This window comes from Pseudomonas sp. GM80, from assembly GCF_000282515.1.
Classification (GTDB): Bacteria; Pseudomonadota; Gammaproteobacteria; order Pseudomonadales; family Pseudomonadaceae; genus Aquipseudomonas.
This window is the reverse complement of the sequence record NZ_AKJD01000076.1, coordinates 1-23715: the sequence shown is the minus strand read 5'-3', so window position 1 is coordinate 23715 and position 23715 is coordinate 1. Positions and strand designations below refer to the sequence as shown.

The following is a 23715-nucleotide window of genomic DNA, read 5'->3' as shown; positions in this document are numbered from 1 at the left end:
ACGGCATATCTGCTTTTCTTGACTAATTACTCTAAAAACCGCTTTTCAGCGGCGAATTTATTTCTATTCTATGGGCATGGCCGGCGCGATCGATTTTGCCGGCAGGGCACACGGCGCTGCTGTAAGGGGCAGGGCGATGTGGTGTTTAAGCAATTCTTTGCAGTACTAGAGAAGGACATCGTCCATGGCAAAAATACAAGGCATCACCGACATGCTGGGCATCTTCCCCTGCCTGGGCAGCGGACGCAGAAGGCGCCGGTTGAGCTCTGAGGAACTGAAACTGGTGGAGCGCTATCGGGAGCTTTCGGAAAGTGACCGGATCGCGATGCGGTATCTGGTGGATGCGATGCGGAGTGTTTCGCGGTTTTAACGCTGGGGTGGGCACCGTGAAAGCCATTTGGCTTTTACGGTGGCCTGATCAATCAACCTACTACTGAACCTGTGGCGAGGGAGCTTGCTCCCGCTGGACTGCGCAGCAGTATCCTGCTTTTTCAAGAGGGGCCGCTATGCGACTCAGCGGGACGATTCGACAACCTCCCTCGCCACAGGTTTTTTGTTCAACCGGGCCGCTGATTTCGCCGCCAAGAAGAAGCCTATCGGCTAGCCACCCAAGACGCCTATCGGCTAGCCACCCAAGACGCCAAGTCAGCTCTGTCGACACCTGCTGTAGGAAAGCGGGCTTGTCTATGAAGGCAGCATCTGTAGGAAATGCCTGATTTTGCAGTGTCGGCGGCAACCGACCGCCCAAGCCGTAGTTTTTCCTTTATCTATTCGGATCCACGGAATGAACTGCAGGTTTCTCCATGTTGATCGAGTTTTCGGTGTCCAATTTCCGCTCATTCAGGGACAGGCAAACGCTCTCCATGGCGGCGAGCCCTCTTCTGAGCAAATCACGCAACACATTCAAAGCGTCCACGAATGCGGAGGAGCTTCCGGAACTGCTCAAGGTCGCTGCGATTTATGGCCCGAATGCGTCCGGCAAGTCATCGTTGATTCGAGCGATGGGCATCGTCGGGAGTTTATTGGCGATACCCGCTGACACGATGGATGCCGCGTTACCCGTTTCAGCGTTTCGCTTTGACGAAACACTGAAAGATGAGCCCAGTGCTTTTGAGTACGACTTTGTTCAAGGAGGTTTGCGCTATCGATTTGTCCTCGGTTTGACTGCGCAACGGATTGTTCACGAGCAATTGCTCTGCTTTCCACAAGGAAAAGAGACGTTGCTGTACAGACGTCAGGTTGATGCGCAAGGCGAGCATTATCTTTTCGGCGAAACCCTTGAGGGTGGCAAGGAAGTCCATCGCGCTTGGCAGCGTTTGACCAGCCCCAAGATGTTGTTTCTCGCACAAGCAGTGATTCACAGCAGTGAAGAACTGATGCAACTGCGCTTACCGTTCTCCTGGTTTCAAAGTGGTCTGCTGGTGATTGAGCAGAACAACATGCCCGGTTTATCCACAGCGTCGATTCGTTTTTTGCAAATGGTTAAAAGCCATACGAGCGACTTGCGTGATTTTCTCTGCGCGCTGGATATTCCGGTATCAGCGATTCAACTCAGCCCGGATGATGCTGTTTCGGCTGCGGATAACAGAAAACTCACGCTGAAGGAGTTTATTGCCGCCGCGCAACGGGACAAGCTGACGCTCACGCACTCGAGTATGTCGAGTGAAGCCGAGTTTGATTTTTCGGAAGAGTCTTGCGGCACAAAGAACCTGATCGGTTTCTGGCTGCCGTGGTTCATGATGAATCAGGCCGGTGGCAGTGGCGTTCTCAGTGTCGATGAGTTGAGCAGCAGTCTGCACCCTGAAATCGTCGCCGATTTGATCGCCCGACATCTGGACAACGGGCTGAATACGCAACTGATCTTCACCACCCACGACACCCATCTGATGAATGAGAAAATTCTACGTCGTGATCAATTCTGGATTACAGAGCGCGATGCTCACGCTGCCACGCATCTGTTTTCCGTGCACGACTTTGAAGGTCAGGAAAGCGAGGACGTCGAGAAGCGCTACTTCGAAGGCCGCTACCGCGGATTGCCGCTGATAAGGCGGGGCTGACAATGGTGAGCTCGAATAAGTCGTTTGATCGAAAAGCCTCACGCTTCAAGCCGCAACCCAGTGTGTTGGTGCTCTGCGAAGACAGCAAATCGGGTAAGCGTTATCTGGAAGAGGCGGCACTGCACTTTCGTGCCCGGGCACAGGTTGAAATCGTCCACTGCGGTGTGACCCACCCGAGCGGCATCGTCGATCGAGCGATGAAGCGACAAGAGTACTTCGACAAAGTCTTCTGCGTCTTGGATCGCGATACTCACCTGTGTTTTGAACGTGCATTGAGTGAGGCGAAGTCTCATCCAAAAATCACCGTCATTGCGTCGTATCCATGCTTTGAATTTTGGCTTCTTTTGCACTTTGGCTTTAGCCGAAAACCTTTCAGATCTGCCGGGAAAAACTCTCCGGGTGATCTGGTGAGCAAGAGTTTGAGGACTAAGCCCAATATGGCGAATTATGAGAAGGGTAAAGCCATCAGCTATTTTGCTCAGTTGCTGGGTGAGCCGTTTCATCGGGCAAGAACGCTGGCGCCGAAAGTACTAGAAGACGTGGTGGCCAGTGGCGAGCCTAATCCCAGTACCGAAATCCATTTGTTGATGGATGTATTTGAAACGTTATCCACGCCCCAACGGATCTAGTACTGTGAACAGTGCCCGCATCCCTGCGGGCACGTGAATCAATCTTAGCGACTCACCTTCCAAGCATCTCCAGCCGGGGCCTTGCCATGGTCATACGGCTTGCCAATCCACATATAAACCAGGCCCAAGCCAATCACGATCGCCGTGCTCAACACCATCGCATAGTTCACATACCACGCCGCGTCCGGCGTGCGTGGCCAGGCCATGTTGATGATTGCGCCAACGCCGTACACCAGCGCGCCGATGTTCACCGGCCAGCCCCATGCGCCGAGGGTGAATTTGCCGCTCGGTTTCCAGCCTTTGCTGCGGGCGTACAGCGCGGCCAGGACGATCATCTGGAAGGCGAGATAGATGCCGATGGCGGCGAAGCTGACGATGGTGGCCACGGCGTCTTGCAGGTAGAAGCCGAGGGCGATGATCAGGGCCGGCAGGACGCCGGACACGAACAGTGCGGCAACCGGTACTTGGGTTGTAGGAGAAATCTTTTTCAGCAGTCGGCTGCCAATGACCATTTCATCGCGAGCGTAGGAATACAGCAGACGGCTCGCCGCTGCTTGTAGGCTGATGACGCAGGAGATGAAGGAAATCATCACCACGCCCATCACCACTTTCGAACCGACCGGGCCGAAGGCGTTGTTGAGGATGGTGGTGACCGGGTCTTTGTCGGTGCCGTTGATCACGGCTTGCATGTCCGGCACGGCGAGGATCAGCGCCAGGCAGGCGAACATTGCCGCGATGCCGCCGATGTAGATGGTCATGCGCATGGCCACCGGGATTTTTGCGCTGGGGTTCGGGGTTTCTTCGGCCACGTCGCCGCAGGCCTCGAAGCCGTAGTAGAGGAACATCCCCGCCAACGACGCGGTGAGGAAGGCCGGCAGGTATGAGCCGTCGACGCTGATGTCGAAGGTGTTGAACAGCACGCTGAGCGGTTGATGGCGTTCGAACACCAACAAGTAAACGCCAACGATCACCGCGCCAACCAGTTCGCAGAGGAAGCCGAACATGGCGATGCGCGCCAGCACTTTGGTGCCGCTGAGGTTGACCAGTGTGGCGAACAGGGTCAGCACCAGGGCGATTACGATGTTGGTGTTGTTGCTTGGCTCGAAACCAAGCATGGCGGCCAGGTACGGGCCAGCGCCGACCGCAACGGCAGCGATGGTCACGCAAAGGGCGATGGAGTAGATCCAGCCGACCATCCATGCCCATTTCTTACCGACCAATCGGCGTGCCCAAGGGTAAACACCGCCGGAAATCGGGAACTGCGAAACCACTTCGCCGAAGATCAGGCACACCAGCAATTGGCCGCAACCCACCAGCAAGTAGGCCCAGAACATCGGTGGGCCGCCGGCGGCGAGGCACAGGCCGAAGAGGGTATAAACCCCTACGACCGGTGACAGATAAGTGAAGCCCAAGGCGAAGTTTTCCCACAGGCTCATGCTGCGGTTGAAGTTCGAGGTGTAGCCCAGTTTGCGCAGTTGTTCGGCATCGCTGTCGGCAACGGCTGTGGCGAGATCGGGTGAGGAACTCATGTGTGTTTTGCTCCGTGAAATCGGCAGATTTCGGATGGCCGAGGCCGTGGCGGGGCCATGCAGGCGCCGTCCGGTTCGGTAGTTGTTGTTTTGGTTTCGGTGAAGCCTGGTGGTGAATCGCCGACATCATCCGTGTGTCGCGGAAAAGATCGCAGCCTGCGGCAGCTCCTACAGGGGAGCGGCGTCCATCATGTAGGAGCTGCCGCAGGCTGCGATCTTTTCGCCGTTAATGCTTGAACATCACATGCCGAACCGTGGTGTAGTCCTCCAGCCCATACATGGACATGTCCTTCCCGTAACCGGACAATTTCTGACCGCCATGGGGCATTTCGCTGACGAGCATGAAGTGCGTGTTGACCCACGTGCAGCCGTACTGCAAACGTGCCGACATGCGATGCGCGCGTCCTACATCCGCTGTCCACACCGAGGACGCGAGGCCGTAGTCCGAATCGTTGGCCCATTCCAGCGCCTGCGCTTCATCGGTGAATTTGGTCACGGAAACTACCGGGCCAAACACTTCGCGGCGAACGATCTCGTCGTCCTGCTGCGCGTCGGCCAACACGGTCGGCTCGAAGAAGAAGCCGTTACCATCAACAGCCTTGCCACCAGTGATCAAACGAATGTGCGACTGCGCCACAGCACGCTCGACAAACCCGGCAACACGGTCGCGATGCTGTGCAGTGATCAACGGCCCCAGTTCAGTCGACGGATCATCCTGCAAGCCGTACTTGATGCTGCTGACCGCCGCGCCGAGCTTCTCGACGAACTTGTCGTAGATGCCCTGTTGCGCATAAATCCTGCACGCGGCGGTGCAATCCTGCCCAGCGTTGTAGAAACCAAACGTGCGAATGCCTTCCACCGCCGCATCGATGTCGGCGTCGTCGAATATGATCACTGGCGCCTTACCGCCCAGTTCCATGTGCATGCGTTTGACGCTGTCGGCAGTGCTGGAAATGATATTGGCACCCGTAGCGATGGAGCCAGTCAGCGAAACCATGCGCACTTTCGGATGCGTAACCAGCGGACTACCAACGGTAGGCCCACGACCAAACACCAGATTGAGTACGCCAGCCGGGAAGATTTCCGACGCCAGTTCGGCCAGACGCAACGCGGTTAGCGGGGTTTGTTCCGAGGGCTTGAGCACCACGGTATTACCGGCGGCCAGCGCCGGAGCGATTTTCCAGGCGACCATCATCAGCGGGTAGTTCCACGGCGCGATGGAAGCGATCACGCCGACCGGGTCGCGGCGGATCATCGAGGTGTGGCCGGGCAGGTATTCGCCACCGGCCGAACCGCTCATGCAACGGCTGGCGCCGGCGAAGAAACGGAACACGTCGGCAATCGCCGGGATCTCGTCGTTGAGCGCGGCGCTGTAGGGTTTGCCGCAGTTGTCGGATTCGAGTTTGGCCAGCTCTTCGCCGTGGGCTTCGATGGCGTCGGCGAGTTTGAGCAGCAGCAGCGAGCGGTCTTTAGGCGCGGTTTGCGACCAGTCGGCGAAAGCGTTGTCGGCGGCGCGTACGGCAGCGTCAACCTGGGCTTCGCTGGCTTCGTTGATTTCTACCAGCACTTCGCCAAGCGAAGGATTGAGCACCGGTTGCGCCGCGCCTTCGCCGTTGACCAGTTGGCCGTTGATCAAGAGTTTGGTTTGCATGTCTGTTGTCCTCTTTATTGTTCTGCCGAAACCGAACCCCTGTAGGAGCTGCCGAAGGCTGCGATCTTTTGATGTTGCTGTTGAAGATCAAGATCAAAAGATCGCAGCCTTCGGCAGCTCCTACATGGGGTTGGGTTTGTGGTTATTCGGTTATTTGCCGCCGCTGCCGGCGACGCTTTCGCCACCACGCGTCAGGTAGTACGCGCCGAGGATCGGCAGCATGGTCACCATCATCACCAGCATCGCGACGACATTGGTCACCGGCACATCCCGAGGGCGACTCAACTGATTGAGCAGCCACAACGGCAGCGTGCGCTCATGCCCGGCGGTGAACGTGGTGACGATGATTTCGTCGAACGACAGCGCAAACGCCAACATGCCGCCGGCCAGCAACGCCGAGCCGAGATTCGGCAGGATGATGAAGCGAAAGGTCTGCCAGCCATCGGCACCGAGATCCATCGAAGCCTCGATCAAACTGTGCGAAGTGCGGCGCAGGCGGGCGATGACGTTGTTGTAGACGATCACCACGCAGAAGGTCGCGTGGCCGACGATGATGGTGAACATCCCCGGCTCGATCCCCAGCGTCTTGAACGTCGCCAGCAGCGCGATCCCGGTGATGATCCCCGGCAGCGCAATCGGCAAGATCAGCATCAGCGAAATGCCCTGCTTGCCGAAGAAGTCACGGCGATACAGCGCTGCCGATGCGAGCGTGCCGAGCACCATCGCAATCAACGTGGCGATCGCTGCGATCTGCAATGAAAGCTTGATCGACTCCAGCACATCCGGCCGCGAAAAAGCCACGCTGAACCAGTGCAACGTGAAGCCTTTCGGCGGAAAGCTGAACGCGGCTTCCTCGGTGTTGAAGGCGTAAAGGAAGATGATCAGGATCGGAAAGTGCAGAAACACCAACCCGCCCCAGGCTGCGATTTTCAGGCCTAGAGAGGCATGCCCTTGTGATGAAGAATCAGAGCGCATCGAAGGCCCCCAGTCGTTTGACGATGGACAGGTAAACCGCGATCAACACAATCGGCACCAGCGTGAACGCCGCCGCCATCGGCATATTGCCAATCGCACCTTGCTGCGCGTAGACCATGCTGCCGACGAAGTACCCCGGCGGCCCGACCAGTTGCGGCACGATGAAGTCGCCCAAGGTCAGCGAAAACGTGAAGATCGAACCCGCGGCAATGCCCGGAATCGACAGCGGCAAAATCACCTGCATAAAGGTCTGACGCGGCTTCGCACCAAGGTCAGCGGAGGCCTGCAGCAGCGACGGCGGCAGACGTTCCAGCGACGCCTGAATCGGCAAGATCATGAACGGCAGCCAGATATAAACAAACACCATGAATCGCCCCAGATGCGAGGTCGACAAGGTGCTGCCGCCCACCCCGGGAATCCCCAGAATGAACTGCAATACCGGCTCCAATCCCAAGTGCTGCACAAACCACTGCGCCACGCCGCCCTTGGCCAACAGCAACGTCCACGCATACGCCTTGACGATGTAACTGGCCCACATCGGCATCATCACTGCGATGTAGAAAAACGCCTTGGTTTTGCCGGTGGTGTAGCGCGCCATGTAGTAGGCAATCGGGAACGCGACGATGGCGCTGGCGATCGACACGACGATGGCCATGCTCAGCGTGCGCAGGATGATGTCGAAGTTCGACGGCTGAAACAGCGCGGCGAAATTCGCCAGGGTCAGGTCAGGGGTGACCGCCATGGTGAAGTCGTCAAATGTGTAGAAACCCTGCCACAACAGCACCAGCAGCGAGCCAAGATAGATCGCGCCAAACCACAGCAGCGGCGGCACCAGCAGCATCGATAGATACAGGTTCGGCTTGCGGTAGAGCAGGTTGGAAAACCTGCGCAACGGCGGCGATGAGGTCATCGCGAGTGTGCTCATGTCACACCCCGCTCGTCACGGTGTCGTGCAGCGGGATCATCGCTTCCCGCGCCCAACGTGCGCTCAGGCGCTGGCCGGTCTGGTGTTGTGCGCTGCTGTCGATCCACTGATTGTTGGCGTGGCTGATACTCAGGGTCTGGCCGTTTTCCAGCTTCAATTCATAACGGGTGGCGCTGCCCTGGTATTGGATGTCGTGGAGCAGACCGCTGACTTCGATTTCGTGACTTGCGAGTGGGCCTTCGGCGAAACGCACGTGTTCGGGGCGGATCGAAAATGGCTGCGGATGACCGCTGATTTCACGCGCCAGATCGCCGCGAATCACGTTCGAGGTGCCGACGAATTCAGCCACGAATGTAGTGGTCGGTTTCATGTATAGATTGCGCGGCGTGTCGACCTGTTCGATGCGTCCCTTGTTGAACACGGCGACGCGGTCGGACATCGACAGCGCTTCGGTTTGATCGTGGGTGACGAAGATGAAAGTGATGCCGAGTTGGCGTTGCAGCTTCTTCAGTTCGCTCTGCATTTGCTCGCGCAGTTTCAGATCGAGCGCACCCAAAGGCTCATCAAGCAACAGCACGCGCGGGCGATTGACCAAGGCGCGGGCGAGGGCGACGCGCTGGCGCTGACCGCCGGATAACTGCACCGGTTTGCGCGCGCCATAACCGCCGAGGGCGACCATGTCCAAGGCTTCTTCGGCGCGTTTGTGCCGTTCGGTTTTGCCGACGCCTTTGACCTTCAAACCGTAAGCGACGTTGTCGAGCACGTTCATGTGCGGGAACAGCGCGTAATCCTGAAACACCGTGTTGACGTCGCGTTGATACGGCGGCAGACCGGCCGCTTCAGCACCGTGAATGCGGATCGAGCCGGCGCTCGGTTGTTCGAACCCGGCGATCAGGCGCAGGCAGGTGGTTTTGCCCGAGCCGGAAGGGCCGAGCATGGAAAAGAACTCGCCGTCCTCGATATCGATGGAAACCCGGTCAACGGCTTTCACTTCGCCGAACTGCCGGGAAACGTTGGTGAACTGGACTGCAAGCGTCATGGTGCGGTGCTCCGGTAAAGCGGGCTTTCAAAAAAGTCGTTTGTGCGTCGAAAAGATCGCAGCCTGCGGCAGCTCCTACAGGAGAGGAGAGCGGTGCCATTGATCGTTCCCGCGCTCCGCGTGGGAATGCAGCCTGTGACGCTCCGCGTCATTTCATGCGAATGGACGCGGAGCGTCCGGTGATGCGTTCCCACGCAGAGCGTGGGAACGATCGGCATCGAGTGAAGGCTAACGGCCGCCCATGATCGCGATGTAGTCCTGCGTCCAGCGGCTATACGGCACAAATTTGCCACCTTCAGCCTGCGGGGTTTTCCAGAAGGCGATCTTGTCGAACTGGTCGAAACCGTTGGTCTTGCAACCTTCAGCGCCAAGCAATTCGCTCTCCTTGCACGCCGCCGGAACGGCTGGCAACGAACCAAACCACGCCGCCACATCGCCCTGGACTTTCGGTTTCAGCGACCAGTCCATCCACTTGTACGCACAGTTCGGGTGCTTGGCCTCGGCGTGCAACATGGTGGTATCAGCCCAACCCGTGGCGCCTTCTTTCGGAATGGTCGAAGCAATCGGCTGCTTCTCGTTCATCAAACCGTTGACCTGATACGGCCACGCGCTCGACGCCACCACGCCTTCGTTTTTGAAGTCGCTCATCTGCACCGTGGTGTCATGCCAGTAGCGGTGGATCAGCGGCTGCTGCGCGCGCAACAGATCGAGCACGGCTTTGTACTGGTCTTCGGTGAGTTGGTACGGGTCTTTGATGCCCAGTTCAGGCTTGGTCGACTTCAGATACAGCGCCGCGTCGGCGATGTAGATCGGGCCGTCATACGCCTGCACGCGGCCCTTGTTCGGCTTGCCGTCGGGAAGATCCTGTGCGGCGAACACCACGTTCCAACTGGTCGGCGCGGTTTTGAACACGTTGGTGTTGTACATCAACACGTTCGGGCCCCACTGGTACGGGGTGCCGTAAGTCTGCTGGTTGACCACATACCACGGCGCGTCTTTGAGGCGCGGGTCGAGGGTGTTCCAGTTCGGGATCAACGCGGTGTTGATCGGTTGCACACGCTTGCCGACGATCAATCGCAACGAGGCATCGCCCGACGCGGTGACCAGGTCGTAACCGCCCTTGGCCATCAGGCTGACCATTTCGTCAGAGGTGGCCGCCGTCTTCACGTTGACCTTGCAGCCGGTTTCCTGCTCGAAACCGGTCACCCAGTCATAGGCTTTATCGCTCTCGCCACGTTCGATGTAACCCGGCCACGCAACGATATCCAGCTGACCTTCGCCAGCACCGACAGCCTTAAGCGGCTCGGCAGCTTGCAGGCTGGCGCTGGCCAGCAGGGCCGTGGTGATTGCACTGAGCAGTGCGGTCTTGTGCACGAACATGGTTGAACCCTCTTCTTTAAATTATGGTCGGGGCAGTTGTGAACGCGGTGAAGCATGCCGTTGGCGGCTTGTTATTAGCGTAGTCAGAGATGCTGGCCGTGGCGGGCCATGATGTGCCGCACCACGCTGTAGTCCTGCAGCGAATCGCTGGATAAGTCTTTGCCGTAACCGGAGCGTTTGAGCCCACCGTGGGGCATTTCGCTGACCAGCATGAAATGGCTGTTGATCCACGTGCAGCCGTATTGCAGGCGCGCGGCAACCTGCATTGCCTTGTCCAGATTCTGCGTCCACACCGACGAGGCGAGGCCGTACTCGGAATCGTTGGCCCAGTCGACGGCCTGCGCGAGTTCGTCGAAGCGAGTCACGGTGACCACCGGGCCGAACACTTCGCGCTGGACGATTTCATCAGTCTGTTTGCAACCGGCGAGCAGGGTCGGTTGATAGTAGAAACCGGCGCCGGAATGCACCGCCGCACCGGTCACGCGTTCGATGTGCGGCTGACCGAGGGCGCGCTCGACGAAACTGGCGACGCGGTCGCGCTGGCGGGTGCTGATCAGCGGGCCGATCTCGTTGTCGGCATCACGTTTGCCGGCGAAACGCAGGCTGCTGACGGCGGCGCCGAGCTCTGCGACCAATTTGTCGTGGATCCCGGCCTGCGCGTAAATCCGGCAGGCGGCGGTGCAGTCCTGGCCGGCGTTGTAGTAGCCATAAGTGCGCACGCCTTCGACCACTGCCTCGATGTCGGCGTCGTTGCAGACGATCACCGGGGCTTTGCCACCGAGTTCGAGGTGCGTGCGCTTCAGGGTTTTCGCGGCGGCCTGGAGGATTTTCTGTCCGGTGACGATATCGCCGGTCAGCGAGACCATGCGCACTTTCGCATGGCCGACCAAATGGCTGCCGACGCCTTCGCCGCCACCGCAGATGATGTTGATCACCCCGCGCGGGAGGATTTCGGCCAGCGCTGGCGCCAGAGCGAGGATCGACAGCGGCGTGTGTTCGGACGGTTTGAACACCAGCGTGTTGCCGGCGGCGAGGGCCGGGGCGATCTTCCACGCGGCCATCATGATCGGGTAATTCCATGGCGCAATCGAGGCGACCACGCCAATCGGATCGCGACGGACCATGCTGGTGTAGCCCGGCAGGTATTCACCGCTGAGCTGACCGGTCTGGCAACGCACGGCGCCGGCGAAGAAACGGAACACATCGACGGTCGCCGTCAAATCGTCCTGACGCGCCAGGTGCAATGGCTTGCCGCAGTTCAGCGATTCGAGGCGGGCGAGGTGATCGGCGTGTTTTTCGACGGCGTTGGCGATGTCCAGCAACAGGTTTGAACGTTGCTGCGGCGTGGTGCGCGACCACTCGGCAAAGGCGCGGTGGGCGGCGAGGATCGCGGCTTCGACCTGCTCGGTGCTGGCCTCGGCGATGTGCGTGAGAGTTTCGCCGGTGGCCGGGTTGAGAATCGGCTCGACGAAACCTTCCCCGGCGACCAATTCGCCGTCGATCAACAACGCGGTACACATCGGGGTCTGCGCGCCAGCCATTTTCCGCGTTCTCTTTTCTTGTGTGGCCATTGTTGCTCCCTGATATCGGGAGCCGACCGTCTTATAGATGCAGCAAGACTAGTGCGCGGCTCCGAGGTCGACAAATTCTAAATACTGAAGGCAGCATTCGATTAAATAGATGGCTTGCGGCCGCCGTGGGGTTGCTCGCGGGCGACGGTCAGGAAAGGGTCGACGAGAGCGGGGCGCGCGGTGCCTCGGCGCCAGGCCAGGCCGACGTCGAGGGTTTGGTTGAGGTCGGCGATGGGCCGCGCTTCGATGATGTCGCCCTCCAGTGACCATGGGCGATAAGTCATGTCTGGCTGGATCGATACGCCCAAACCGGCGGCGACGAGGCTTCGCACGGCTTCCGTCGAGGCGGTTCTCAAGGTGATTTTTGGCTGCAGGCCGGCGCCGCGCCACAATCGTTGGGCGTTGCGATCCATCTCATCGACGTTTAGCTGAATCAACGGCTCGCGGGCGACATCGGCGAGATTGATGCTGTCGTGTTCCAGCAGTGGATGCTGGGCCGGCAGCCACAGACGATGGGGGGAATGAGTCAGTACCTCGGTCTGCAAGGCGTGGCGATCTTCGAGGTTGGAAAGAATCAAAACGCCAACGTCGATCTCGCCGCTGACCAGCAGATGCTCGATGTACGGCCGCTCGTCTTCCATCACGCGAATCTCGACGTTGGGATAAGCACGTTGAAAACGGGTGAGCAGATCCGCCAGGTAATAACCGGCGACGAGACTGGTCACACCGACGATCAACTGCCCGGCGACCTGATCGGTGCTCTGTTGCAGGCTGCGTTTGGCGTTGTCCACCGTTGCGAGAATCAGGTGCGCCTGGCGTAGGAACTGATGACCTTGGTGCGTAAGAGTCATGCCTTTGGCGTGACGGCTGAACAGGCTGACGCCAATTTCCTCTTCCAGTTGCTGGATCGCCAAGGTCAGGGTCGATTGGGAAATGAATGCGGTTTGCGCGGCGGCGGAGATCGAGCCGGTCTCGGCCACAGCGATGAAGTGACGGATCTGACGCAGGGTCATCATGACGAGGCTACCCAGTGGGCGGTTTTTATAGATTGGCCTGAGTGTATATCTATTTTTTAGAGGGTATGGCTTGCGAATTCCTTTGTGGCGAGGGAGCTTGCTCCCGTTCGGCTGCGAAGCAGTCGCAAAACCGGCAATCCGGGTATGTCTGAAAGAATGCATTGGGTGCCGCTTCGCAGCCCAGCGGGAGCAAGCTCCCTCGCCACAGGGGTATCAGGCAACATCTGGAAGCACACTTGCCAGCCGGAAAAGGGCACTTTCGAACTAGGCTGGAGGCCTTATAGATCCGGTTAACCCCTGTTTGGAGGCGGAACATGAACACCCGTGGATTACTCGATCAACTATTAAAGTCCGGTCAGGATCTGTTGCAGAACAAGTCGGGCGGGTCGCAGAACAAATCGGCCGGCGGTGCCTTGGGTGGTTTGCTTGGCGGCGCTTCAGGCTCTGGCGGTCTCGGCAGTCTGCTCTCAGGCGCAGGCGGCGGGGCACTGGCGGCAGGCGCAATGGGCCTGCTGCTCGGCAACAAGAAAGTGCGCAAGGTCGGCGGTAAAGTAGCGATCTACGGCGGCCTCGCTGCACTGGGCGTGCTGGCCTACAAAGCCTACGGCAACTACAACGCGCAGAAAGGCTCCGCCCCACAACGCGAACCGCAAACGCTGGATCGCCTGCCACCGGCACAAGCCGAGCAACACAGTCAGGCGATTCTCAAAGCGCTGGTCGCTGCCGCCAAAGCCGACGGCCACATCGACGACCGCGAGCGGCAATTGATAGAGGGTGAATTCACCAAACTCGACAACGATCAGGAACTGCAACACTGGCTGCACGCCGAACTCAACAAACCCCTCGACCCTGCCGACGTTGCACGTGCGGCGAGTACGCCGGAGATGGCGGCTGAGATGTACATCGCCAGTGTGATGCTGGTGGATGAGGAGAGTTTTATGGAGAAGAGCTATCTGGATGAACTGGCGCGGCAGTTGAAGCTGGAGCCGGGGTTGAAGGTGGAGTTGGAGAAGCAGGTGCGGTTGGCAGCTGTTTAAAGGGTAGAAAAGAAAAAATCGCAGTTTTGGGCTGCGATTTTTTCTTTACAAGCATCTGTTAGAAATATGTCTCTTTAAGATGCTCGCCTTCTTATGAATTATTTTCTGTATTCGGCTCAGGATTTGAGCGCTTGAGTTTAAAATGATTGAGAAAAGTTCCTCCCTTTTCAAGAGTTGAGCGAATTTCGGCGCTTTTGTTCAGACATGCTAGCTGTTGTAACGGATTCTTTTTTTTAGGTTGGTACACAAATCCGTCCTTGTAATCGTGAATATCCATACTTGCCATGTTTTTATGTGTGTATCAAGGCGATAGAGTAGATGAGTTTGTCTTTTCTGGGGGGTATCTCTCTTTTGTGGTAGTCAGAAAATTCACTGTTGCTTTAGCTTGAAAGAGGGGCTTCGATTTTAATGTGTTTGGCAAGTTTTGGATTCGCGCAATGCTGAGAAAAGTGCTAGCCGAATTGCTCCCGTCTTTACGTTAGTCTCATGATCCGCAGTGTTAATGTTTTTCGGTACTTTCTGAAATCGAAAAGGAATAGATTTTTTCTGATCCTTGTAAAAGCCATTTATAACTAATTCTTCACCGGGGAGTATCAGGTAGCCGGAGTTGGCATCGTTTCCCTTCCCTTCAGATATGACGTCATTGCCATCCACAGTTGTCACGAGTTCGTAAGATGCGGTGCTCATATTGCTGATCACTAACTCATACTTGTCTCCGGCCTTGCCAAGCGCAGTCGGATTATCAAAATCAAGATCGACATCTACGCTAAGCTCATAACCAGCCTCATGACGTACACTCAGTTGGACATTCTCAGCAAGGGGTAGATATACAAAACCTAAGCTTACCGAAGAGGCTGATTCATTGATGTAACGCAATACATTGACTGTGCTCGGAGTGTCAGGAGTCGCGCGTTCAAATCTTTTGTAATCTACTTCCGTCGCCTGTATACGCTCGTTTCCACTACTGTCGATGAGGTGCAAACTGGTGATCATGCTAGGCGTAGGTAGCAATGACCCGCTGCAAGCTGTCAGGCCGATAATACCGGTGATTAATGAGAGACGTCTAAGTAAAGTCATTGTGCATAGCTCGAATATTGTGCAGGTGGTTTTCCCAAAAGCTTCCACCGAAAAGACAGCGGAAAATCTACGACGAGTTGGCGCTACGAATCATGCGGTGCTCATCGGTACGTTTACCTTGGCTTTGATAATAGGCACATCTGGCGATAAGTATGGCTTTATGAAGTTGGCTGCGATCTCTTTTTGTTTTAGCTTGCAGAATATGTTGATACTGTAACTTATGGCCTTTCCAAGGCGCTGGTTGAAATGAGTGAATTTCAAGTCGACTACCTCTCGATTCGTTGCAATGGCCAGTTGAGTTAAATCTTCCTATTCGTATATAAGATGATGGTATTGAGTGTGCATTTCTTCATGGATGAAACCCTGCACACTTGCATGCTTCGATAAAAGTAGCTCCTTTTTTATTCATTGCTTCTTTTATAACCCCGTTGGCTTTTACTAAAGCTGGACTTGGTTTAGCCCAATGGTCTTCAGGCAGTGGATTTGACCAAGTTGTTACCTTCTCCGGTAAAGCAGGGCGTCCTGCGCGGTGGGCCCATTCAGCCAGCATATATGGCATTTTCCAAAAACTTAGGACTCGCCACATATACCAGCGGCGTAGTGGCCAAGGTGTGCGCTTAGGGTAGCCGTAATGTTCACGTTCTTTATCTGAGAGGTCCGCGCCTTCATCTTTCATATTACACATCCACCGAGCGTCATCACGTTCGACTTCAAATGTATGTAGCCCTTCGTAGGGTTTTAGTCGACTTTCAGTAGGGGGTAGCCCCAAAGCCGCCAGCATTGGGTTCGGTGTATCTACGAGTACGCCGTCCTCCATGTAATTGCGAATTGATGTCCACATCCCTAATGCATGAGCATCAATGGGTTGCGATATAAGAATAAATTTCACGTCATCATGCTCTTTATCCTCCAGACCTATACCGAATGTGTACTGACGAGTTGCTCCATAAGTAGTTATACCTTGTGTGTTGGCGATCCACGTTACAATGTCCTCCCAATGGACTATTAATACTTGATTGGTTTTACTTTCTACGTAACAAACCTCTCGACGCTGCCGGTTGAAGCGAAGCGTTTTTTTTGGGGGGGAGAGTAGTAAATCAGAAAACATACCGTATAGATAAGCACCTATAGGAATGATGAACAATAGTGAGACGCTAGTTGTTGCCTTCAGGAAAGTATGCAAGTCACCTACCGGGTCAGGAAAATTTTCAGGGTAGAAAAGTACGCCAGCAAGGATAGCAAGGCTTGGCATTATAAAAGCCGTAAATAAGGCCATCCAAATGGCTGCGGCAAGTATTTTCCCTTGTTCCACCATTCCCCAGTTATTTCCACCTACTTCAATGAAGGTGTCGTTAATTTCGGAAAAGTTTCGGCTGGAGCCCGCTACTTGACCACTGTAAACAGGTAGTGGAGCTAGAAATAAAGTCTCGTTAAAACCTTTAGTTCGAATTTCTCCGGCGCAAGGACGCTTGCTTTTTTAGTCCGGTGCAGGCTCGGCCTTTGAGGCTTTTTTGTTGGTCTTAAATAGATTCCTAAACATCGATAACCGCCAACTCTTCTTTTTTGATGATTTTGAAGGACCCTTTTCCTGTTCCGAACGGCATGGTTTCCACTGCGGTAAGTTTGAAATTGCCCTTAGTAGGGATACGTGCCCCATGATTTGTAATTATTTGCAAGTCCTTTAGGATGAAAATAGTTCGATGAATTAAATCGCGCTCTGCTTCGAGTTGATAACCAATGTCGAAGACTAACGCGAAATCTGATGTTTGCAACGAGTCACTTATGGGTAGCTTGAGGGTCAGTGCTTGCTGATCCTTGCTGACAATTATAAATCTTGTCGCCCAAATGGAAGTGCTCTTTCTCCAGCGCAGTGGTGGGAGGTTAGGATTGTACTCTCCTTGCATAGGGGCATCGCGTTGCTGTTGGTAAGCAAGAAGTTGCAATTTGCGCTCGTCGATCTCTTGCGTGCTTAAGCCCGGGAGAGTGAGTATTAAATATGTCTGTTTAGTATCGTGAACTAGTTCGCAGGTTGGTTTTTGAACAACTTTTGCTAGCTCGTTCCATTCATCTTGAACGCTACGTTGCTTTGTCTGGTGTCCCCATGCACTGGGCTGCATCCACTTCTGAAGCTCATCTAAGTTAAAGTAATTGTAAAGTCCCTCGCCTAACAGCTGCAGAGCGGTACCAATCAGCCCAATTAAATTAGCGCGGGCGCCGAATGACACGAGCTTCGGGCTCGCTTGTGCCCAAGCAAATGCACGCATTTCAGTCGATGTTGTCATTACAGTTTTGATGATAGAACCCGTATGTTTTGCCCCCCAAGTACTTGAGCCTATCAATATTGCATCGCCACTAATTTGTATTGTTGACGCTCCGAGATCTTTAGAATCTCCTTCAGCAAACGCTTTTGTCCATTGCAGTGAGTGTTTGCGTAAATCTAGTGACGCGGACAATACACTAAAGCCAAAAGCTCCTATGCCCGCGATTCCTGTCCAGCGACCCAGGCGAGTCATGGTATTCAGCTTACCCGCTGTGCTAGCCATTTCTTCAATATCAGCTTGTAAGATCGTCACAGATAGGCCTTGCGCTGTGGCAAATCCTGCACCGGCCATACCGACAACTGCTTCAGTAAATGCCAAAACATCGTTTGTAGACAATGAGCCTTTGTCCTTTTTTAGGAGGTTGCTCACGGCATCAATAAATTTCTGTCCTTGAATAATAAACAGCCCGAAGGCCAGCAGGTCTCCCTTCGATTTCAGAACACCACTGAGAGGTTTTCTAAAGGTTCCCGTCGCGCGAAAATCCCTGACAGTCCTATCCACTTCCATACGCAATTGCGGATCTAGTCCATCGACTACCGTGCCAATTTGAGCGGGACTATTACTACCGACAGATAATGCGTCAGTTAATTTCTCTTCCAGCGGGACCAATTGCAGTTTTAGTTGATCAATTCGCTGCTGGTAAACAGCCTCGCTCCCTGGCTGCGCAACGCCAGAAGATTGCCGTATCAATTCACGATTACGCAGTTTATATGTCGCACTCAACTGGCTGCGTAGGTGTAACGACTTTTCACTTTCTTGATTATAAGCGGCGATCTCAGTAGCGGTCGCAGCCCGTAAAGTCAGGCCATTAGTGGAAAATTCACGTAGTAGTTGAAGTCGGACCGGATTGCCAATGTCCTGTCAAGTTCTATCTGCGACTCTTTTGGTTTGTTGTTTGATCCGGGTTTTATGCTGCTACCATGGCCAGCGCTCAACACGATACTCTACAGATTCTGGAAGTAATTCGTGCAATATTTTCAAACAGTCATGAAGTATTTCCTTATTCGGTAAGCGCATATTGAATCCAAATAATGGGTTGCTAGTGCATGTCGCGATTACCATCAATCTGTCCTGATCTATAATAATCAAGTCGTAATTGCTCCATGTTACCGAATTGTTTTTTACTTCGTTCTTCCAATTTATAAAAAATCTGGCTGAGCCTAAAGCCATAGCAATCGGCCCAATCATGAATGCAAGAGATCCTGTGAACACCGCAACAGAAATAAAGAGTATTACGATGGCAATGGCTGAAGATTTGAACATGGGCGTTGCAAACTTCGGAAAGTATAAATATTTCTCAACTTCTGCGCCGTTTTTGGTGATTCGATAATTAAATACGGTTTTTTGGCGTGTCATCATTAGGAATGTAAAAAAAAGGCCATAAGCGATGCCGCAAATTGCTAACCAAATATCTAGATTTTCATGGATGTTATCCCACATATACCAAGTAATACCCAAGCAAATTAGTGTGGGTGTTAGCAGCATGACCACAGGGCCGAGATTTATGTCCCTTAATGGTTGCTCTAAAGAGCGAGTTGTCCACGCCAATAGTTCCTCGCTAGAGGGCTGAGGGGGAGGGCTGTCGCTTTCTAAGTTGGAGTCGTCTGTAGTGTTGGTCGGTATTCTTTTGATATCGTTCATGTTATGTCTCTTTAATCTAGAACAAGAACAAGCGACTCATTCCGGCTTGCCGATTTAACTTGCAGGTTTTTTTTGCTCAGACCGTCTGCCTCTGTTGAACCATCCGTGCTTATCTCGACTTGATAAAGGTAACCACGATCGTCGCTATCACCGCTGATAATAAGGGGGGGATACCATATTTGGAACTCTAAATAGTCTGTATTTTCTCCAAGTGGTACCCACGCCTGCCAGATAAAGTCCTTTCCTGGATCTACTTTTTCGCTGTCAAACTTCTCTGCGACCTGCGAGGGGCTGCTGTTTCCAATTTTTTCGAAGTGATCATCTCCCAAGAGCACCCCTTTATCCAAGAAAGGATCTTGTACAGGATCGTCTGTTCTAGTGACGGGTAATATATTCAGCCTGCTTTTACTACCAGTAATATTGAACTCGACAGTTTTACCTCTCAGTGCGCTAGGGAGTCGCCACTGTACCCAGGCGCCAGTTTGGAACGGTACCATCCGACTTCCTATCTTCGGAACGTATTCTCTTCTGTACTCTATTGTGCTTTGCACGTGAATTTGAGGACTAAGCTGGATTTCTAACAATGAGCGGTGCTCTTCGGCCTGTTCGGCAGGACTTCCCAGAGCGCTATTACTTCGGGTTTTTGCCCAACTACATTTGCTCAGCCAGATTCCAATTGCATCATTTTTAAAATAATTCAGGGCTACAGTAGCTAATAGATATATTGTCCCCATCACGAGCATTCCAAATGCAAACCATGCCCCCATTACGACGACTGTCCAAGAACGAAATAAAGTAACGGCGATGAGTTGCAATGCGCCACCTACACCCATGCCTGCTACAGCAAGCCCTTTAGCCCAGAGAGCTGCTTTTTCGGCAGAGGAATTGGCGGTCGCGTAGTCATCTTTTATGTCCCATAGCTCTAGTGCTGTGGAAAATATAGCAAGTCCGCCCATCGCTGCGAGCCTTCTACTGAAACTTCGTATGGCATTTCCCCACAGTTGTGTTTCGCCCTGCGTAGAGCTCCAGAACGCAGCTGATTGCTCCATTATTCCTGTTGAACTGCCATTGATAGAAGTGGAGAGACCTTTCAAACTACTCCACTTGCTCTCTACAAAAACAGCCGCAATGAGGTTGGCGCTGTAACCTGCACTGTAAGTTGTTTTTATGAGGTCAGTTCTGTCGATGACTCCATCTTTTGCTGCTTGATGATAGGTATTGGCAGTGTTGATGATGTTTAAAATTATTACGCCCCAAGTGATGGAAGCAGAATTCACGCCGCCTCGCTGGGCTATCGATTTTGCTTTTGAAGCCCATGCTGTTGTTGCGTTCGCTTTTGATATAGCGAATTTCCGAATATCGTCCCGTAAAAGTTCGGCATATTTGTTGTTTTGGAAGTCTAATATTACAGGCTTTTTCAGTTCGTGTAAGTTTATGCTTGCTTCCAGTGCCTTGATCTTTCTGCCCTGGCCACGTCGGCCCCCATTTCTTTTTGAAATCTTCCATTGCTTTCTTGAGTCGTCTAACTCTTTTGTCAAATTGCGTTTTTCAGATTTCCAAATATCTATTTTTTCTTTTATCTGCGCATCTACTACAATTCGCTCAGGAGAGTTTGTTAATACCTGCCCGATTAGCATGTTGCGCAAAAGTGCAGCGAGGTTTTGCGTCTTTCCTGAAGCCAATCGACTGTCCGATGGCAGCAACGAAAGTATAATTGCGTTTGCGGTTTTCTTGCCCTTGTCTATTGATAAAGTGCGGATATTCTCATAAGTATCTTGAATCGACTTTTCTAGCTCTTTCAGCCAAGGCTGGTGTGAGAATTCTTCGTGATTGACAAGGCTGTTTATTTCTCCTGCACGTGTGGCAAGATTTGTATAGTCGCCGATTCCGTCCAGAAGTTTATTAGATGGTTCGCCAAAGGCGGCCTTTAGTTGCTCTGAAAATCCAAATCTTACGGATCCAAACAAGGAGGTGCTTGTAACTTCCTCTTTTGCTAGCCATTTGCTTGAACTATCGTTCTGGCAGTAGATTCCTAATAAGTTTGCAAATGTATTTTGCAAGTCAAGCAACTGTCCCTCGTTGGCGGTATCACAGAATAGTTTTTCTGGATCGACGCCCATGTGTTTTGCCCAAGTCTCGAAGTCGGCCTGAGTCTCGATTGTTTGTTGCAGTAATATTTCCCCTGCCTTTGCGTGGTTTTGAAGGTAAGCATGCGCACCATCCAAGTCTACGTGTCTACGCCATTTTTCACGTGATTTCCACGCTACGTAGTCCGCCTCTGATAAAGTTATGGAGTATTTACTCTCCAAAGCTTTTCGCATTTGAATAGCTTTGAATCTTTGACTAGGAACGATCAATGGCGCGGACCCGCTAGCACTTTCTGCGATAGCTAAGTCTTCTTCGGTTTCTCTCTGAGTATAATAGCTGTCCAATTCGCGCTGGTATTGTCGAGTCTTTCCTATATCGTCCTTTATTTCCGATGGCATTTTTTCTTTCGCGAGCGACGACCCGCAGAGCGCTTCGACAGTCTGTGCTACTTTTATTCTGTGTTCGTGCTGCTCTTGCCAACGTTGATAGGCGGCGTGATCGGCTGCTAATTGCATACCTAGATCATTTAAAATGTACAAAGGGGCATCTAATGCAATTATTAACGCGCTATCTTTATCTGGCACCTCTCCGGCCCAAAACACATCTGCCGCCAGCGAGTTGAATACAGGTTCTCCGATTGAACCTGCAGATGCTGTAGGTGGGATCGCTGAGTCGGCTAGACGCTTATCTAATTGCACAGCGTCTTTGTCGACGTCTGCTGCCGCATCAGCAATTGATGACAACGGAAGTGTGTCTTTAGCAGATTGAGTGATGCAGTATTTAGGAAGATTGAGGACTTTCATCCACTCTTTACGGCTGCGGGGATTTGAACGAACGTGTTCACAGATTCGCCATGTCCATTGATTTGGCGAGTAAGCAATGTGTAGGGTGTTTTTACGAGGGTAAAGAAGGTGGTTTTTGCATTCTCCTGATTCCGATCGCTCGTCCTTTCCGATGTCGGCATCCGTCCATTTTATTCGAGTCAGTTGTCCTGTACTCGTTGAGTAGCTGTACTCGTGCAATGTTTTTTCCGTCTCGTCGTAGACGTAGACATAACCCTTGTACAACTGACGCAGGGTATAGCTTCGCGTCTTCAAAACGGGCAAAGATGTCCACTTGCCTGATTTTAGGAGCGGCTTTAGCTTTTTCGGATCTTCATCATATCGAGAGCGATCCAGCGCATAGCGCATCGGAACAATGGCAACATCGGGGCCGGTCAGGGGGCAGCCGCCGGTGGCTTTTGCTGTGGTGGTGGGGAAACAGGCGTTGCGCTGTTGTTGGAGTGTTCCGCTCTTGTCAGCCATTTGCAGTGTCCTTTGCTTCCAGCGCTTGCTGGCGATAATCATCCAGTGCTTCGATACGCAGTTCGGGTGCCAAACGCCCTTTGTCGGGGTTTTGGCTCAGCCACTCTTGATAGGGGCTGTCAGGGCGAGTGGCGAAGTCTCTTCCCCAGTCGACGCAAGTTTCTGCCCATGTTACCAGTCCTCGCTCGCTGACCAGTCCCCAGGCGTTTCCGCTGTCTAAAACATGTTCAAGCCACCACTCAGTTTGTTCGCTGTTCAGCAGTGAAAATGTTTGAGCGTCGCGGGTGTTCAGCCAGGCGTATAGGCGTTCTTTGAACTGCCATCGATAAGCGAGTTCCAGAGCCGCAATTTGTTGCTCGCCGAGCAGGGCAAAGTTTTTGTCACGAGGGTCCTTTGACTGGGGTCTCGCGAACGGTGTAATCGGTGTATCGCTCGCGGACCGCCAGGTGTGGACCGGCGTCTTGATCCAAATTGTCTCTATAGGTCCCAGCACGTGACTGAGATGCTCCGGCCCGTAGCTGGTAAGCCAATGATGCATGACGAGAGGGTCGGCGAAACGCAGAAGACCATTGCTGCCGTTTAAATCCGGCGGGCAGATAAAATGTCGCAAATGATCAGCTACTTCACTGAGTGACGCGCGGCTGAACAGCGGACACGAATCGGCTTGGGTCAGTTGGTTTTGCTGCCAGTCTTTGAGAACGGAAGAGTTGCCTTGTGGTTTGACCAGTATCGGCCCCAAATCCTTCAACTCTGCCCATCGTGTTCCCAAGTACAACGGTTCGATCTCCAGCGGTTCGCCGAGCTGATACAGACTTGGGATCGCATCAGGACGCAGGACCCCGTCGATCAGCAAAAAGTTGGCGTTCGACGGGTAGCTCATTTGGCGGCGTCCTTCGCGGCTTGCGCGGCAGCTTTCTCGCAAATTTCACAGCGTGGTGTACGGCGCATCAACGCCTGCCGCTGCGCCGGCACCAGCAACTGCCCAGCCTTATCCGCATCCGCCTGCTTCAACGGCCCCGGCAACAACGGCGCCGCCCCCGTGCCGCTGCCCGGCCCACCACCAGAGTTGATGTTGATCACCGGCCCACTCAGGGTCACCCCACCCGCATCAATCTTGATAAAACTCCCGCCACCAATCAGCGTCAGCTCCGCACCAGCCTCCATCACCACTTTCATGCCGCTGCTCAGGTGAATTTCCTGCCCCGCATCCATGAACTGCCCAGTACCAATCTTGACGTGCTGATTCACCCCAACCGTCAGGTGATCATTGGCCTGCGCCTCAACCTTGCGGTCTTCATAAACCGTGTGATGTTCTTCAGCCTTGAACTCGCTGTAGCTGTTCTTCTCAACCGTATCGTGACGCTCATTGCCGACCCGAATTTTCTGGTCGTGCTCGATGTTTTCATCCCAATCGCGCTGGGCGTGCAGGTAAATCTGCTCCTGACCTTTCTTGTCCTCGATGCGCAGTTCGTTGT

19 protein-coding genes are annotated in these 23715 nt (G+C 53.8%); 4 read left to right on the top strand and 15 right to left on the bottom strand.

Annotation, left to right across the window (positions count from 1 at the left end; translation table 11 throughout):
- The first annotated feature begins 184 nt into the window (after nucleotides 1-184).
- From PMI37_RS13385 to PMI37_RS13375, 3 genes are all read left to right on the top strand, one after another.
- Entirely contained in the window at nucleotides 185-370 is a 186-nt protein-coding gene (locus PMI37_RS13385) for a hypothetical protein (RefSeq protein WP_008081608.1), read from the top strand.
- 433 nt (nucleotides 371-803) lie between these two features.
- Nucleotides 804-2057 (top strand): AAA family ATPase, encoded by a 1254-nt coding sequence (locus tag PMI37_RS13380; protein WP_008081607.1) that lies wholly within the window; start codon nucleotides 804-806, stop codon nucleotides 2055-2057.
- Nucleotides 2058-2059: 2 nt separating this feature from the next.
- Entirely contained in the window at nucleotides 2060-2686 is a 627-nt protein-coding gene (locus tag PMI37_RS13375; protein ID WP_008081606.1) for an RloB family protein, read from the top strand.
- 44 nt (nucleotides 2687-2730) lie between these two features.
- On the opposite strand, the gene PMI37_RS13370 is transcribed toward PMI37_RS13375, so the two are convergent.
- The 8 genes from PMI37_RS13370 to PMI37_RS13335 all read right to left on the bottom strand — a co-directional run bounded on the left by PMI37_RS13370 (nucleotide 2731) and on the right by PMI37_RS13335 (nucleotide 12772).
- Nucleotides 2731-4215: an APC family permease gene (locus tag PMI37_RS13370; protein WP_008081605.1), complete on the bottom strand. Its 1485-nt coding sequence runs from the start codon at nucleotides 4213-4215 to the stop codon at nucleotides 2731-2733.
- 226 nt (nucleotides 4216-4441) lie between these two features.
- Nucleotides 4442-5866 (bottom strand): gamma-aminobutyraldehyde dehydrogenase, encoded by a 1425-nt coding sequence (locus PMI37_RS13365; RefSeq protein ID WP_008081603.1) that lies wholly within the window; start codon nucleotides 5864-5866, stop codon nucleotides 4442-4444.
- A gap of 150 nt (nucleotides 5867-6016) precedes the next feature.
- The gene (locus PMI37_RS13360; RefSeq protein ID WP_008081601.1) at nucleotides 6017-6841 is read right to left on the bottom strand and encodes an ABC transporter permease; all 825 of its coding nucleotides are present in this window, start codon (nucleotides 6839-6841) and stop codon (nucleotides 6017-6019) included.
- Nucleotides 6831-7751 (bottom strand): ABC transporter permease, encoded by a 921-nt coding sequence (locus PMI37_RS13355; protein ID WP_008081597.1) that lies wholly within the window; start codon nucleotides 7749-7751, stop codon nucleotides 6831-6833. Before PMI37_RS13355 ends, PMI37_RS13360 begins: the two co-directional genes overlap by 11 nt.
- 16 nt (nucleotides 7752-7767) lie before the next feature.
- On the bottom strand, nucleotides 7768-8805 hold the full coding sequence (locus tag PMI37_RS13350; protein WP_008081594.1) for an ABC transporter ATP-binding protein: 1038 nt from the start codon (nucleotides 8803-8805) through the stop codon (nucleotides 7768-7770).
- Nucleotides 8806-9033: 228 nt separating this feature from the next.
- Entirely contained in the window at nucleotides 9034-10185 is a 1152-nt protein-coding gene (gene ydcS / locus PMI37_RS13345) for a putative ABC transporter substrate-binding protein YdcS (protein ID WP_008081593.1), read from the bottom strand.
- 83 nt (nucleotides 10186-10268) lie between these two features.
- Nucleotides 10269-11726: a gamma-aminobutyraldehyde dehydrogenase gene (locus PMI37_RS13340; RefSeq protein WP_045123139.1), complete on the bottom strand. Its 1458-nt coding sequence runs from the start codon at nucleotides 11724-11726 to the stop codon at nucleotides 10269-10271.
- Nucleotides 11727-11857: 131 nt separating this feature from the next.
- A complete protein-coding gene (locus PMI37_RS13335; protein ID WP_007967749.1) occupies nucleotides 11858-12772 on the bottom strand; it encodes a LysR family transcriptional regulator in 915 nt (304 codons plus the stop codon).
- A gap of 314 nt (nucleotides 12773-13086) precedes the next feature.
- Here PMI37_RS13335 and PMI37_RS13330 point away from each other — a divergent pair, with 314 nt between their 5' ends.
- Nucleotides 13087-13809, top strand: a complete 723-nt coding sequence (locus PMI37_RS13330; RefSeq protein ID WP_008081590.1) for a tellurite resistance TerB family protein — start codon at nucleotides 13087-13089, stop codon at nucleotides 13807-13809.
- Nucleotides 13810-14214: 405 nt separating this feature from the next.
- On the opposite strand, the gene PMI37_RS13325 is transcribed toward PMI37_RS13330, so the two are convergent.
- The 7 genes from PMI37_RS13325 to PMI37_RS13295 all read right to left on the bottom strand — a co-directional run.
- The gene (locus tag PMI37_RS13325; protein WP_008081587.1) at nucleotides 14215-14886 is read right to left on the bottom strand and encodes a hypothetical protein; all 672 of its coding nucleotides are present in this window, start codon (nucleotides 14884-14886) and stop codon (nucleotides 14215-14217) included.
- A gap of 349 nt (nucleotides 14887-15235) precedes the next feature.
- Complete coding sequence (locus tag PMI37_RS31285) at nucleotides 15236-16201, bottom strand: hypothetical protein (RefSeq protein ID WP_008081584.1); 966 nt, start codon at nucleotides 16199-16201, stop codon at nucleotides 15236-15238.
- A gap of 217 nt (nucleotides 16202-16418) precedes the next feature.
- The gene (locus PMI37_RS13315; protein ID WP_157173086.1) at nucleotides 16419-17930 is read right to left on the bottom strand and encodes a hypothetical protein; all 1512 of its coding nucleotides are present in this window, start codon (nucleotides 17928-17930) and stop codon (nucleotides 16419-16421) included.
- Between the two features lie 192 nt (nucleotides 17931-18122).
- Nucleotides 18123-18848, bottom strand: coding sequence for a hypothetical protein (locus PMI37_RS30935; protein WP_008081575.1), 726 nt, complete (start codon nucleotides 18846-18848; stop codon nucleotides 18123-18125).
- Nucleotides 18849-18859: 11 nt separating this feature from the next.
- Nucleotides 18860-22240, bottom strand: a complete 3381-nt coding sequence (locus tag PMI37_RS13305) for a toxin VasX (RefSeq protein WP_008081573.1) — start codon at nucleotides 22238-22240, stop codon at nucleotides 18860-18862.
- Nucleotides 22233-23120, bottom strand: coding sequence for a DUF4123 domain-containing protein (locus tag PMI37_RS13300; RefSeq protein WP_008081571.1), 888 nt, complete (start codon nucleotides 23118-23120; stop codon nucleotides 22233-22235). Before PMI37_RS13300 ends, PMI37_RS13305 begins: the two co-directional genes overlap by 8 nt.
- Nucleotides 23117-23715: bacteriophage T4 gp5 trimerisation domain-containing protein (locus PMI37_RS13295; protein WP_008081568.1), on the bottom strand; the 599-nt coding region annotated here is incomplete at its 5' end. The genes PMI37_RS13295 and PMI37_RS13300, both read right to left, overlap by 4 nt.